Below are 14,295 nucleotides of genomic sequence, written 5' to 3' on the forward strand. Positions count from 1 at the left end.
CCAGCGGACAGGATCGGCAGGCTTAGCGCGCCGATCCTTCCTTGTCGCCGTGACCCGTCACGCGAGCCAACATCGCACGTGCCACCACGCTGCGCGCCAGATACCAGTAGAGGCCGATCACCGCGGCCGAGAACAGCGCAAACCCCATCATTCCCGCGTGCAAGTAAAACACCTTGTACAGTTCGATGCCGACTCCGTACAGCGTCATGTTGATCATGCCCATGGTCGCCGCGACGGTAGCTTTGGAGACGGCGCTTTCAGTTAACGTGAAGCGGATCATGACGGCTGCCGACAAGCCTTCGCCGAATGCGATTATGCTGATGGCGGCGACCAGGAAGTAGGGTTTGTCGAAGAACGCCGCGCCGAGCAGCATGATGGCGATACCGACGCCAATCGGATACAGCGCCAGTTTGATCGAACTGCCGAGGCGCCAGCGGTCTACCTGGCGCGCCAACACCAGGTTGCCGGCGATCAGGCAGCCGAACACGGGAATCTGCCAGTAGCCGTACTCGACCACGGTCAAGTGGCCGTCTGTTACCAGGATCACCGGCGACATGGCGATCCAGCCGATCAGTGGAATCGCCAGCAATGGCATGCACATCGCCGCCTTGAGGAAGTGGACATTGCTGACCACTTCACGGTAGTCGTGCAGGATCTGCATCAGCGGCAGCTTTTCCTTGCGCGGCTTGACGGTTTCCGGCATGTGCCGGGCCAGTCCGACCAATGACAGTGAAGCGATCGCGGCGATGAAGACGAACACCATGCGCCACGGCAGTACTTCAATCATGAAGGCGCCTGCCACTGGCCCGATCAGCGGTGCAATCAGCGCCACATTCGCCATCAGCGCAGTGACTCGGATCGCCGCCTTTTCTTCAAACGCTTCCTGTACCACGGCATAACCGACCGAGGAAATGAAGCACAAGCCCATACCTTGCAACACGCGCAGCACGATGAAGCTCTCGATGCTGTTGGAGAACAGCGTGGCGAGGCAGGTCAGGATGAAAAACAGCGTACCACCCAACATCACAGGGCGCCGTCCAATGCGATCCGACAGCGGTCCGAACAGCCATTGAAATATGGCGCCGCCGACCAGGAACGCGGTCATCGCAGACGCCACCCAGGCCGCGCTGGCGCCGAATTCATGGGTGACCATCAGCATGCCTGGCTGGATCATGTCGTTGGCGATGTAGACCGAAAACTCGAACAAGACCAGAGCTAGCGGGAACATCAATGTGGCACGGCTGAGAGTAGAGATTTTTTGCATTGTTCTGTTATGGATGACACTGTCCTGTCAGCGGAAAGGCATTGAGCAACGCCGCGGCAGGATGTTGAATTTCTAAAAAAGAGGTGCTGGTTCGACGCCGCGTCTCGCGCAGTCAACGTCGGGTGTTATGCACGCATTTGCGTGACCAGGCTTGAGCGATTCGGTTTGCTTGATTCAGTGTGCTTGATTCAAACGACCGGTGTTTCCCAATCAGGATCTGCGCTGAACTCTTCGACCAGAAAGTCGAGCATGGCGCGCAGGATGGCTGGCATTTGGCGGCGCGAAGCATAGACGCCGTAAATGCTCATTTCGCGCGGTTGGTATGCCGTGAGCAGCGCACGTAGTTTACCACTACGCAGCAGTTTTGCCGCAGCATAGACCGGCTGCATGGTAATTCCAGCGCCGCTGACCGCTGCTTCCAGCAATACCGACGATTCGTTGGCGCTCATGTTGCCGCCAACCGGCACCGCTACCGGCACACCATCCTTTTCGAATTCCCATAGACTTTTGCCGAAATAAGAATAGGTCAGGCAGTTATGCAGCGCCAGGTCTTCGGCTTTTTTCGGCGTGCCGTGCTCTTGCAGATAATCCGGCGAGGCGCACACCACTGAACGACACACCGCCAGTTTGCGGGCGATCAGGTTAGGATCGAGCGAGTTGGTGATGCGGATCGCCAGGTCGACCCTTTCCTCAATCAGGTTGACGGCGCGATCGACTAGTAACATCGATACCGCAGTACCCGGATAGCGTTTCAGGAAGCGCGCCAGCAACGGCGCCAGATAGGCTTGTCCCAGAGACATGCTGCAGGTCAGGCGCAGCGTGCCGCGCGGCGCGTTCTCGGGTGTCGCCGCGGAGGATTGGATGTCGCCGGCCATATCCAGCAACTGGCGACAGCGTGGCAGGGTGTCGCTGCCGGCCGAGGTCAGGCTCAATTTGCGGGTGGTGCGGTGGAACAGGCGAGCGCCAACCCATTCTTCCAGCTCAGCAAGGTAGCGCGAGACCATCGCTCGCGACATGTCCAGATGATCCGCGGCCGCTGTCAGGCTGCCGCGATCCGCGACTTCGACAAACACCTGCATTGCGACCAGACGATCCATATTCTTAAATTCCTCAGTTATCTACTTACTTTTGTCTGAAAAGGCGGATAAGCGCGCGTAGATTTGGGTTTGAACGTCCTGTTCTCTTGAGGAATTCAGGATGATTTGCTCGATTTATGCAACTAACTGGTCACTATTATGGGGTTTTTTGCATCGTTTTTGGCAACTATGATGGTGGTTCTTTCACCACACTTGGAGATATGCATGAACAAACGCACTTTATTCCGCTCGTTCCTGGCAACTACCGTCGGCCTGATGCTAGCCGGCAGCGCGGTGGTTGCTGTCGCCGCCCCGCAGCCGCTCAAGCTGGAGGTTTACAATCCAGGCGCCAACGGTGTGTTCCCGGTATCTTCGGAGTTGGTTACCGGTAACAACGAGGCAATCCTGATCGATGCCCAATTCGATCGCGCCAATGCTGGCCAATTGGTGAAAAAGATTCAGGACAGCGGCAAGAAGCTGACCACGATCTACATCAGCCATGGTGATCCGGATTATTACTTTGGACTGGAGGTGCTGAAGGAAGCCTACCCGGACGCGAAGATCCTGGCGCCAGCGCCGGTGATCGCCCACATCAAGGCCACCATGCAGGACAAGCTGGCGTTCTGGGGCCCCAAACTGGGCGCCAACGCACCCAAGCAATTGATCGTGCCGGAGCCGATGCAGGGTAATACGTTGGCCCTGGAAGGCCGCAAGCTGGAAGTGATCGGCCTGGACGGTGCCAGCCCAGACCGCACCTTTGTCTGGATTCCATCGCTGAAGGCGGTGGTCGGTGGCGTGCTGGTGAACGGCAACGAGCATGTGTGGACCGCAGATACCCAGACCCTGGCGTCGCGCCAGCAATGGATCAGGATGCTCGACAAGATCGAAGCTCTGCATCCGAAGATTGTGGTGCCTGGGCACTTCAGCGCCGGTGCGCCGCAAAACATCGAATCGGTGCGTTTTACCAAAAATTATCTGAAGACGTATGAAGCGGAAACTGCCAAGGCCAAGGATTCCGGTGCTCTGATCGAGGCGATGAAAAAGCACTATCCGAACCTGGAAGGCGTGTCCTCGCTGGAATTGGGCGCCAAGGTCAGCAAAGGGGAAATGAAATGGTGAATGACATGGTAAATCAGGAGCTTGAATGCGGTGACGCCGTTTGCGCAGTTCCGGCTGCAGCAGCCACCAGTGAAACCGACAATGGCGCGGCGGCGGCAGTTGACGCCGGCAAGGTGCTGCACTACATCTACGATCCGATGTGCGGCTGGTGCTACGGCGCCGCGCCGTTGCTGCAAGCAGCGCGCCAGATCGATGGCCTCAGCATCGTGCTGCATGGAGGCGGCATGATGACCGGCAGCAATCGGCGGCAGGTCAGTGCGGCATTGCGCAATTATGTGATGCAGCACGACCATCGGATTGCAGCGATGACCGGCCAGGTATTCGGCGACGATTACTTCAACGGCCTGTTGCTCGATACGACGGCAACGTTTGATTCCGAGCCGCCGATTACTGCCATCCTGGCCGCGGATGCTGTATCCGGGCAGGGGCTGGAGTTGCTGGAACGGATTCAGCAGGCGCATTATGTGGAGGGACGGCGGGTCGCTGATCTGGCGGTGCTGCGCGATCTGGCGGTGGCGGTCGGAATGGAGCCGACGCAATTTGATCGCGCGTTCGCCGAACTGAGTGGCGCGACGACGCAAGCGCATATCGCCCGCAGCCGGTCTTTGCTGACGCAGGTTGGCGGCCAGGGTTTTCCCACTTTTGCATTGCAGCGTGGCGAGCGTATTGAGGTGCTGGATACGGGGCGATTCCTGGGGCAGACGGAAGCGTGGAAGGCTGTTCTGAGCAGATAATTGGATGTTGTTGTGAGATAGAAAAAACCTCCGCAAGTTGGTCTTGCGCAGGTTTTTTTGTTTCTGGATAGAACTGCCTGGAATTCACATTTTTACAATAATGTGGAATATTTCCAAAATACATTTAATTGTCAATTTGTAGTCATTTATTGATAATTAGTTGCTATTTTGCGTGAAAATTAGCGATTTTTCATGATGTTCGGCAACAACAAACACTCATTATTTAACGTTTCATGCCATCCGTGCATTGTATCGAATAGTGTCGAAAGGTATCTTTGCAGGCACTTTTTTGATTTTGTAATTTGACGTGAAGCACCAGGGCATTATCCGGCCCGGACGTGTGTTTGCTGCAAGTTAATACCCCGAGCAAATCTATGAATCGCCATCTCGCAGCACGCTTTCCTCTTTCTGTTGTTTCCATCGCAGTCATTACCATGTTGTCGGCTTGTGGCGGCGGAGGTGGTGGCTCTAGTCCTTCCTCTGGCACTCAGGCACCGGTCCCAACCACCACGCCAAGCCCGACCGGCAGTACGCCGGCAGCCACTGCATCGCTGCTTAATCCGGCCGATCCGAGCAATGCCGTTGCAGCACACGCACGTGGCATCGTCGGCGCTGGCGTCGTCGTTGGCATTATCGATACTGACTTCAATGTCGCTGACCCCGATCTCGGCGGTCGTCTTACCAAGACCGTGTACAACAGCGGCGGTGCCGGCAATCCCCATGGCACTGAGGTGGTGGAGGCGTTGGGCGGGAGCAGCTACGGTGTGGCGCCCGGGGTGACGATGCTTGGCGCAGCGGTCGGCACCGGTGGCGACAATGTGTCGTTCAGCAGTCCGGTGTATCAAGACCTGTTCAATAAGGGTGTGCGCATTTTCAATCAATCGAATGCTTTCGGTTCGATTGCAACGCCAGCCGGCAACGGCCCGGCTTTCTACAATATCTACCAGCCCTTCGTGGCGCAGGGCAGCCTGTTTATCTGGGCCGCCGGCAACGATGCCAGCGCCCATCCGTCGCTGACCGCAGGTTTGCCAGCGCTCTATCCTGATTTGCAAAAGGGTTGGCTGGCAGTGGTGGCGGTGAATGCCGCCGGCGGCTCGCAAGGTTATACCAGCAGCGACACTACGCCCGGCGTGATCTCCAGCTATTCGAACCGCTGCGGCGAGGCTGCCAACTGGTGCCTGGCTGCGCCTGGCGATTTTATTTCGCCGAGCACCGGCACCCGGGTTTACGGCACTTCGTTTGCGACACCGGCGGTGACCGGCGCTGCAGCGCTGGTGCAGCAAGTCTATCCGTGGATGAGCGCCGACCAGATCCGTCAGACGATCTTGTCAACCGCCACCAGCATGGGCGATACCGCCACTTACGGCTGGGGATTGCTGAACGCCAGCAAGGCCGCGAACGGTCCCGCTCTGTTCGACACGCGCCTCACGCTGAACGGTAATTTTATCGCCAAGTTCGACTCTGTCAGCTCTACTTTCGGCAACGATATCGGCGGTAACGCCGGCTTGCTCAAGGATGGCAGCGGTACTTTGACCTTGTCCGGCAATAACACCTACAGCGGCGCCAGCGAAGTGCTCAAAGGCACACTGAACGTCACTGGTTCGGTCGCTTCAGGCGTCACGATCGACAGCGCCGGCATCCTTTCCGGAGATGGCGGACGCATTGGCGGCAGCGTGGTCAACAGCGGTCGTTTGACCAATGCCGGAAACGGCATGAGCATTGCCGGTAACTACACAGCTTCGTCCAGCGCTGTGCTGGCGAATCAGTTCAATACGACACTCGCCGTCGGCGGCAGCGCGACGCTCGGCAGCTCGCATCTGGTGGCGATGACGCCGGCCGGCAGCAGTGATCCGTCCGGTTATGTGGCGCAGCAAGTCGGCGTCAAGGGCAAGGTGCTGACCGCGGCCAGCGGCGTGTCAGGGCAATTCAGCGATGTCTCGTTCGAGCATGACGGCACCGCCTTCAACCCAGGCACCTTCCTCAACGCGACGCTGGCTTACAGCGCCAATGAAGTCGATCTCACCATCAGCCGCAATAGCGCCAACGCTGTCGCCGCACAATCCTTCGCCGCCGATCCGACTCGCACCAGCAGCGCCGCCAATCTGGAGCAAGGCCTGAAGGCCGCCGACAATATGGTTGCCAGTGGCAACGCCAGCGGCAGCAACGCCGGTTTCGTGGCGAGCGCTGCAGCGATTGAGCGGACGGCAAGTATTGCCGCTGCGGCGCAGGTTCTGGATAGTTTGTCCGGGCAAATCTATGCGTCGTCACAGGCGCTGACTTTCCAGCAATCGCAAGCGATCAACCGCGATTTGTCGAATCGTTTGTCGCTGTTGGGCGGCAGTGCGGCAGGGCAGGCCAAGGCCGGTCTGTGGGCCAGCGTGATCGGCGCCAGCGGCAAGCTGGGACAGTCGGGTTATTCATCCGCCGATACGTCGACCTGGGGCGGCCAGTTCGGCTTCGATACACATCTGACTGACAAGGCCATCGTCGGCGTGGCGTTGTCCTATTCGGAAAGCAAGGCCAACTTCGATCGCTTCGGCGGTGCGTCCGATAGCCAGAACACCGGTTTGTCGTTGTATGGCCGCTATGCGCTGAGCAACGACGGCATCTATGTGTCGGGCCGTGCCGGCGCGGCCACGGTGACCAGCAAGATCAACCGCACGGCGATCCTCGGCAGCGAAGTCGACAGCCTGTCGGCCAGCCATACCGACAGCATGATATCGGCCTATGCCGAAACCGGTTACGTGCGCAACCTGTCGACCACTGCGGCGCTGACGCCATTCGCCGGCATCAGCTACGACCGCCTCAAGCGCGGCGGCTTTACCGAAGCCGGCAGCGCGTTTGGCCTGACCGCAGGCAGCAATTCGTATCAACAGACTGCGAGCGTATTGGGTTTGCGTGGCGATGCAAAAGTCGACTGGTTCGGCGGCAATACCAACCTGCAAGCGTACGCCGCGTGGCAGCATGCGTTCAATGACGGTAGCCTCGATTTCAACGCTGCCTTTGTCGGCGCGCCGGCCGCCGGGTTCACCGTGCAGGGTATCGGCCTGCCGCACAACAGCGGTTGGGCTGGCCTCGGATTCACCACTGTGGTCAATCGCAAATGGAGCTGGTACGGCAATTACGATGCGCAATTCGGCAAGGGCGGCTTGGTCAACAATGTGTTCTCTGCCGGCGTGCGGATGGCTTTTTAAATTCGTCGCTGCATAAAAAAACGGCCCGTATAACTCATGAGAGTTGTACGGGCCGTTTTGCTTGCAGTTGTGTTTTAGGCGACTGCTTTCAGCTTGTTGAAGTCGGTGTTGCTGGCTGGTGCAAAACCGGCGTGACCGCTGGAATGGCTGGCATAGAACTGGCCGAAACGGTTCGACAGGAAATCCGCCAGCGTCGCTTGTTCCTGACGCACGAAACCGCTTTGTGGCAGGACACCGGTGACGACCAGGTCAACCATCGCGCAAATGCCGGCGGCAGTAGTCAGCTGGATCGCCGACAGCAACTGGCCATTGACGTGCTGGCTGTAGATTTTCTTGGCGTAGGTTTCCTGCTCAAGACGACCGTCGCGCATGCCGCTGACGCTGACGAAGGTCAGCACCACGTCCTGCTTGGTGATCGGGATCGAATTTTCCAGCACTTCTTTCAGGATCGGACGACGTTCCAGTTTGCCCAGTTGCAGATCGCGCACCAGAATCTTGACGATGTCGCGATGGCCTGGATAGCGCACGGTTTTGTAATCCAGGTTCTGCACCCGGTCGCGCAGGCTTTCGCACAGCGTGCCCAGGCCGCCCGAAGTGTTGAAGGCTTCGTAGTCGATGCCGTCCAGCGAGAAGTGTTCCAGCTCTTCCAGCGGTGAGGTTTCGCGCAGGATGCCGTCGACAATCGCTTCACACGGATTGCAATACTCGTTGATCAGGCCATCGGTGCTCCAGGTCAGGTTGTACTTGAGCGCATTGCTTGGGAAAGTCGGCAGCGCGCCAACGCGCATCTTGACGTCATGCAACTGTTCGAAACGGCTTGCGACATCGTTGGCGACGATCGAAATGAAGCCAGGCGCCAGGCCGCATTGCGGCACGAAAGCAGTGTTCGAATCCTGTGCCAGCAGTTTCACGAAGCGGGTGCTTTCGACATCTTCGGTCAAGTCGAAATAATGCGAGTTGGCAGCCTTTGCCGCCGCCGCGATGACCGGTGTCAGGAAGTACGGGCAGGCCGATAACGTGACGTCATGGCCGGTGATCAGCTTGGTGACAGTCGGAGGATGCGAGATGTCGGCCAGGATCGTGGTGACGTTAGGAAAACCCGCTTGTTTCACATATTGCAGGCGTTCCGGATCGCGGTCCGCCACTGTCAAAATGTAATCGCCGGTGTGGGACAACAGGTTAAGGATGGCATCGCCGATTTTGCCGGCGCCCAGAAGGATCAGTTTGGTAGTCATGTCGTCACTCGCTTGTCGTTTTAGTCAATGTTGCTGCTGGGATCATTGTAAATTTGAGTGAAGTCAGATAATAGAGTGTAAATAGTCGTCAAAATGTATAATAACAATACATTTTGACGAACATTGGAGATGGATTGTCGCGATGAAAGAGAAACTCGACGAAGTCGACCACAAAATTCTGGCCTTGCTGATGGATGATGCACGCCTGTCGATGGCAACTATCGCCAAGCGTGTCGGCATCGCCCGCACCACGGCGATCGCCCGGTTGGCGGCGATGGAAAAGAAGGGCGTGATCGCCGGCTACGGCGTGCGGCTAGACCTTGAGCTGTACCAGCCGGCAGTGCGCGCCTACGTCGGTATTTCCATCGATTCGCGCAACGCGCCGCTGCTGGTGCAACAATTGCAGAAAATGTCGCAGGTGGAAACCTTGTGTGCGGTCAGCGGCGTCATCGATTACATGCTGACTTTGCGTTGCCAGTCCACCGACGAACTGGACCGTCTGCTGGACCAGATCGGCGCAATGGAAGGGGTACGGCATACGTCGACTTCAATCATCCTCAGCAAGCGGATTGATCGCGGGCCGATTTGAACGACTCTAGCGAGGAAGTCATGCCGCAATGCAGCAGATATGTGATTTATCTATAACAGGTATTCAAACAATAAAGCAGACACGAATGCTGCACTGCCATATAGTTAGACCTGTCTCCTCCAACACCTCCTAAGGTTTGGATTCAACCCGCTACCGCAAGGTCGGCGGGTTTTTTTTGCTTTGGACTTTCTTTCTTCTGAGTCAAACGCAGTTACCTTTCCATTTTCTTCTTCGCCTTTCCTCGTCAATCACAGAGAAATTGTCATTTAAATCATAAATTAAATGATGACTTTAAGGCAATTGTTAACGTATTATCATCTTTCTCCAGCTTGTTTTTTGGGAAAGTCTTATGTTCAATGCGCCCCGTACTCTCAGCCTGAAATCCACCGCAGCGATTCCCGACATACTCGGCCAGCCAGCGCTGATTCCGGTGAGCCTCAAGGGCGTTGAGACCGTCAATGATTTATTTACCTACCGTCTGATCTTAAAAACACCGGATGACTTGAATCATCTGGTCGAGCAAGCTGCCAATTTCAATCTCGACGATTTCATCGGCCATGAATTGACGGTGCAAATTGAGCTGGAAGGCATGGGTAGTTTTGTTGCTGGCATGGCCGGCGACAGCGGCCTGGCAAACGTTGGTGCCGGTACGCGCGAAATCTCCGGCCTGGTGACTGATGCCAAACTGCTGCGCGAGCAGGGGCGACATGTGTTTTATGAACTGACGCTGCAGCCCTGGTTGCACCTGGCGACACTGCGCAAGAATTCAAAAACCTTTCAAGATAAAACCGTCATCGAGGTGCTGGACAGTCTGCTGGCTGACTACACCTTTCCGGTAGAGAAGCGTCTCTACGATACCTATCCCAAACGCGATTACCAAAACCAGTACAACGAAACCGACTATGCATTCCTGTGCCGGCTGACCCAGGAATGGGGGATTTCATTTCACTTCTCGCATAGCGACGGTGCGCACCGGCTGGTGCTGGCCGACGCCAACGGCGCCTATCAACCTTTCAGCAGCAGCGCCTATCGCGAGCTGAAGTATTACCCTGAAGGCACGCGTATCGATGAAGAAACCATCTACGCCTTCACGCCTGCGCGCAAGCTGGTGTCTGGTACTTATACAGCACGCGATTACGACTACACACGACCGCGCGCCGACCTAACCTCGCAGCGCAGCGAACCGCGCCCGACCGCGCATAACGACCGGGAAATCTACGAGTGGCACGCAGACAATTACGTGCAGCCGCAGGCCGGCCCGCAACAGGCCGGCAACGATCCGCTGGCCGAGGGCGACGCCGTGGCGCGGCGGCGTATGGAAATGCTGCGTAGCCAAGGCCACCGTGCACAAGGCGCGGGGCACGTGCGTGGGCTGGTGCCGGGTTGCCGCTTCAAGCTGTCGCGGCATCCGCAACAAGCCGCCAATATTGACTACATCGTGTTGTCGGCCAATTTGACCATTGAAGAAGTGGCGCAGGAAAGCCAGCGCGTCGGCGGCGTGGCCAATCAGCAGTATTGGATCGATGTCGACTTTACAGTGCATCCCGCTCGTGGCCAGGAGTACCGCCCGGAGCGTGTCACGCCGAAGCCGGTGATTCCCGGCGTCGCCACCGCGCTGGTGGTGGGGCCGCCGGACCGGAATCTCTGGACCGATAAACTCGGCCGCATCAAGGTGCAGTTTCCTTGGGATCGTCTCGGCGCCACCGACCAAAACAGCAGTTGCTGGATCCGCGTCTCCAGCCCCTGGGCCGGCAATCAGCTGGGTAGCATGTATCTGCCGCGCATCGGGCAAGAGGTAACAGTCAGCTTCATCGACGGCGATCCCGATCTGCCGCTGTGCACGGGCCGGGTGCACAATCAGTCGAACTTGCCGCCCTGGTCGCTGCCCGATCAAAGCGCACTGTCCGGCATCCGTTCGCGCGAGCTGACTGCAGGCGGCGGCAACAGTGTTGGCGGGCGCAGCAACCACCTGATCCTGGACGATACCGAACAGAAGATCCAGGCCCAACTCAAGAGCGATCACCAGCACAGTCAACTGAGCCTGGGCAATATCACCCGCATCGACGACAACGCCGGCCGCAAGGATGCGCGCGGCGAAGGCTTCGAGCTGCGCACCGACGGCCACGGTGCAATACGGGCCAAGGATGGCTTGCTGATCACGACCGAAGCACGCGGCAACGCCCAAGGCCACATCAAGGACATGGGCGAGACAGTGCAGCGTTTGAACCAGGCGTACGATCAGCACGACAACCTGGCCGGCGTGGCGCAGCAGAACCAGGCGCAGGATGCCGGCGGCGACCAGAGTGATGTCGCTGATGCCATCAAGGCACAGAACGATGCAATCAAAGGCAGCGGCGGCGAGCAAGGCAGCTTCCCGGAACTGGCCGAGCCGCATCTCGTGCTCGCCAGTCCGGCCGGTATTGAAACGACCACGCCGCAATCGACGCACATCGCCAGCGGTAAACATACCGCACTGACCAGTGGTGGCCATCTGAGTTTATCGGTGGGGCAGAAATTCCTCGCCAGCGTCAAGAACGGCATACGCCTGTTCAGCCAGCAGCTTGGCATGAAGTTGATTGCAGCGGCTGGCGATATCGATATCAAGGCGCTCAAGGACAGCATCAACGTATTGGCCAAGCTGAACATCACCCATATCGCCAACCGTATCACGATCACCGCCAAGGAAGAGGTGGTGATCAATGGCGGCGGTAGTTATACCAAGTGGCAGGCCGGTGGTGTCGAGACCGGCACCAGTGGTAATTGGCTGGTGCATTCGGCGGGTAAGAGTGTGACTGGGCCTGCGAATTTACCGATTCCAGTGCTGGCGACCCCGATCACAACGCCTGAGCAGGGCAGTTTGCTGGTCAATTTGACGTCGCACGGCAAGCAAAGTCGTGCATTCGCCAATGAGCCGTATCAACTCTACAAATCGGGAGCGAAAGTGCAGAGTGGCATGACGGACGAGTATGGACAAATTCTGATCAAGGATCACCAAAGCGATACCACCGCCTATCAGGTCAAGCTCAGTGAGGGGACTGCGTTGGACATACAGGTTCACCAGAAATTATCCAACAGCAAAGAACATCAATTATCGAACCAAGGCTACCGCGAGCATTTTATTCAGAGCCGGGATACCTAATCGAAGGACGCATCATGAGCGATACCGTGCTAAAAACGCATAACAGCAATACGACCCACGTCGATTTGAACAGCCGCAACTGTACCGCAACGGTGCAATGGTTTTGTGAATTGGATAAAGCCAAGCATCCTATTACGCAGGACAATCAGTTGGATATTTATATGTGTGGCCAGCAGTCTTTTGCAGAAATTGCCAAAGATATCGCCGCCGCCAAAGAGACGCTCGATCTGATCTGCTGGGGTTTCGATCCCGGCATGGAATTGGAGCGCAAGGATAATAGCGCATGGCCGCGCGGGTGGGTATTTGGCAGCATGCTGACGGAAGCTGCAGGACGGGATGTCAAGGTACGCCTGCTGGTTTGGTACGATCGTTTGCCGAGCTATATACAGAACAATCTGGTTGGCTACACCGGTGACCAGCGCAAGGGCTACTTAATCGATTCACCCTCCACTAGCGCCGAAGATGCTATGGCAGTCGGACTCCAGCCGCCACTGCCGGTATTGGGCAACGATCCACGCAGCCCGGAGCAATTGCGCCAGGGTTTTTGTGTGCAGTGGTGGCGCGAAGCCTTGCATGGAAAAATAAAGAACCTGGAAGTCAAATTCCGCAAAGGCAATCCTGATGCGATTCTGAAAAGCCTGAAAAATCCGGCCAGCCCGGAAGACATGCCCAGTACCGTTGCGCCAAGCCATGGTGGCTTGATCAACGAGTACGACCTTATCGTCAAGAACGGCACGCATCACCAGAAGACGGTTCTGATCGACTATGCGCGTGAAGGAGGAGCGAAGGCGGTCGGTTACGTGATGGGCCTGAATTCCACCAGTGACTATTGGGACACTGCCGAGCATCTATTCGACACGCCATTGCGTGAAACTGACTGGGTGCTTAAGTCGGATACTGCCAAAGCCCTGGGCGCCACCCACCGGATCAGCCGCGATCCGCTGCATGACTATGTCAGTCGCATCCGGGGCGCTGCATTGCAGGATGTGCACAACAATTTTCTGACTGCATGGGTACGCGCCAAGGGGCAACCACACCCGGGAGAAAGTACGGCATTGCCACCGAGCTTGCCAAAGGTGGCGGGTGGATCGAGGATACAAATCGTGCGTACGCAACCGGAGGAGGGCGATAAAACCATCAAGAACGCCTACTTCCAGGCTAGCGGCCTGGCGCGCAATTACTTGTATATAGAAAACCAGTATTTCTTTTACGAGCGCTGGGTGCGCCATCTGAAAGAGAAGCGCGCCGAATTTACCAAATGGTCCTGCGCTGCCGGAGTAAAGCCGCGTGATGCCAAGCTTCTACACTTGTTTGTCGTGATGCCCTCGCCGGAAGATGACGGCATGGTGCCGCGCACTTACGATATGGTGAAGAGCCTGGGCGAAGGCCAGAGCATGACCGGTATCGATCCCCGCAAACCCGACGGCCAGAAAAGCGTCATCGAGGCTGCCCAGGAAAAATACAACAACGATGTCGTTGCCTGGAACAAGATGACGCCGCAGCAGCAGATGGAAGAGCCCGGCATGACACCCGTTAAAGGTTGGCTGCTGCAGACATCCGAGCGCGTGCAGGAGCCGGTAAAGAACCCAAAAACCGGCGAGATCAAAGCCCTCGGCCTCAAGGTGCTGATAGGGCGGCTGATTACCCACAACAAAGGCCGTCCTTTACCCAAGCAGGTGTCCAATTACCGGCAAATCTATATCCACAGCAAGCTGATGATTATCGACGATTCGTTCATCACGCTGGGCAGCGCCAACATGAACCTGCGCAGCATGGCCGGTGATAGTGAGATCAATATGGTGACGGATGATGCGGCCAAGGCTGCGGAATTGCGGAGGCGGGTTTGGGGCAGCATTCAGGGGGATTTGGGGAATGTCATGGCGACGATGGGGGTATCACGGCGATTGCTAATGCGTTTGAGGATTGGCAAGAGTTGATGAGAAAG

General features: G+C 57.2%; 9 protein-coding genes. 6 read left to right on the top strand and 3 right to left on the bottom strand.

Translation table 11 applies throughout. The annotated features are described in order from the left end of the window. Positions 1-22: 22 nt before the first annotated feature. The gene (locus tag CAter10_RS05630) at positions 23-1,264 is read right to left on the bottom strand and encodes an MFS transporter (protein ID WP_061532645.1); all 1,242 of its coding nucleotides are present in this window, start codon (positions 1,262-1,264) and stop codon (positions 23-25) included. Between the two features lie 188 nt (positions 1,265-1,452). Further along, positions 1,453-2,361 carry a LysR family transcriptional regulator gene (locus tag CAter10_RS05635; RefSeq protein ID WP_061532646.1) on the bottom strand — a complete coding sequence of 303 codons (909 nt, stop codon included), beginning with the start codon at positions 2,359-2,361 and terminating at the stop codon, positions 1,453-1,455. Positions 2,362-2,565: 204 nt separating this feature from the next. Between CAter10_RS05635 and CAter10_RS05640 the strand changes: the two genes are divergently transcribed. The 3 genes from CAter10_RS05640 to CAter10_RS05650 all read left to right on the top strand — a co-directional run bounded on the left by CAter10_RS05640 (position 2,566) and on the right by CAter10_RS05650 (position 7,387). Next, positions 2,566-3,459, top strand: coding sequence for an MBL fold metallo-hydrolase (locus CAter10_RS05640; protein WP_061532647.1), 894 nt, complete (start codon positions 2,566-2,568; stop codon positions 3,457-3,459). Positions 3,460-3,596: 137 nt separating this feature from the next. Next, entirely contained in the window at positions 3,597-4,193 is a 597-nt protein-coding gene (locus CAter10_RS05645) for a DsbA family protein (protein ID WP_231879286.1), read from the top strand. Between the two features lie 374 nt (positions 4,194-4,567). Beyond that, positions 4,568-7,387: an autotransporter serine protease gene (locus CAter10_RS05650; protein ID WP_082797803.1), complete on the top strand. Its 2,820-nt coding sequence runs from the start codon at positions 4,568-4,570 to the stop codon at positions 7,385-7,387. A gap of 74 nt (positions 7,388-7,461) precedes the next feature. Here the strand turns inward: CAter10_RS05650 and CAter10_RS05655 are convergent, their stop codons facing one another. Further along, a complete protein-coding gene (locus tag CAter10_RS05655; RefSeq protein ID WP_061532649.1) occupies positions 7,462-8,622 on the bottom strand; it encodes a saccharopine dehydrogenase family protein in 1,161 nt (386 codons plus the stop codon). A gap of 142 nt (positions 8,623-8,764) precedes the next feature. On the opposite strand from CAter10_RS05655, the gene CAter10_RS05660 reads away from it, so the two are divergent. The 3 genes from CAter10_RS05660 (at position 8,765) to CAter10_RS05670 (ending at position 14,287) form a co-directional block, all read left to right on the top strand. After that, the gene (locus tag CAter10_RS05660; protein WP_061532650.1) at positions 8,765-9,211 is read left to right on the top strand and encodes an Lrp/AsnC family transcriptional regulator; all 447 of its coding nucleotides are present in this window, start codon (positions 8,765-8,767) and stop codon (positions 9,209-9,211) included. Between the two features lie 349 nt (positions 9,212-9,560). Next, on the top strand, positions 9,561-12,350 hold the full coding sequence (locus tag CAter10_RS05665) for a type VI secretion system Vgr family protein (protein WP_061532651.1): 2,790 nt from the start codon (positions 9,561-9,563) through the stop codon (positions 12,348-12,350). 14 nt (positions 12,351-12,364) lie between these two features. Next, positions 12,365-14,287: a phospholipase D-like domain-containing protein gene (locus CAter10_RS05670; RefSeq protein ID WP_061532652.1), complete on the top strand. Its 1,923-nt coding sequence runs from the start codon at positions 12,365-12,367 to the stop codon at positions 14,285-14,287. Positions 14,288-14,295 lie beyond the last annotated feature (8 nt).

The organism is Collimonas arenae, assembly GCF_001584165.1.
Taxonomy (GTDB): domain Bacteria; phylum Pseudomonadota; class Gammaproteobacteria; order Burkholderiales; family Burkholderiaceae_D; genus Collimonas; species Collimonas arenae.

Excerpts from the sequence above, each read along its gene's own strand:
- CAter10_RS05630 (WP_061532645.1), bottom strand. The coding sequence starts at position 1,264 with ATGCAAAAAATCTCTACTCTCAGCCGTGCCACATTGATGTTCCCGCTA.
- CAter10_RS05635 (WP_061532646.1), bottom strand. The coding sequence starts at position 2,361 with ATGGATCGTCTGGTCGCAATGCAGGTGTTTGTCGAAGTCGCGGATCGC.
- CAter10_RS05640 (WP_061532647.1), top strand. The coding sequence starts at position 2,566 with ATGAACAAACGCACTTTATTCCGCTCGTTCCTGGCAACTACCGTCGGC.
- CAter10_RS05645 (WP_231879286.1), top strand. The coding sequence starts at position 3,597 with ATGTGCGGCTGGTGCTACGGCGCCGCGCCGTTGCTGCAAGCAGCGCGC.
- CAter10_RS05650 (WP_082797803.1), top strand. The coding sequence starts at position 4,568 with ATGAATCGCCATCTCGCAGCACGCTTTCCTCTTTCTGTTGTTTCCATC.
- CAter10_RS05655 (WP_061532649.1), bottom strand. The coding sequence starts at position 8,622 with ATGACTACCAAACTGATCCTTCTGGGCGCCGGCAAAATCGGCGATGCC.
- CAter10_RS05660 (WP_061532650.1), top strand. The coding sequence starts at position 8,765 with ATGAAAGAGAAACTCGACGAAGTCGACCACAAAATTCTGGCCTTGCTG.
- CAter10_RS05665 (WP_061532651.1), top strand. The coding sequence starts at position 9,561 with ATGTTCAATGCGCCCCGTACTCTCAGCCTGAAATCCACCGCAGCGATT.
- CAter10_RS05670 (WP_061532652.1), top strand. The coding sequence starts at position 12,365 with ATGAGCGATACCGTGCTAAAAACGCATAACAGCAATACGACCCACGTC.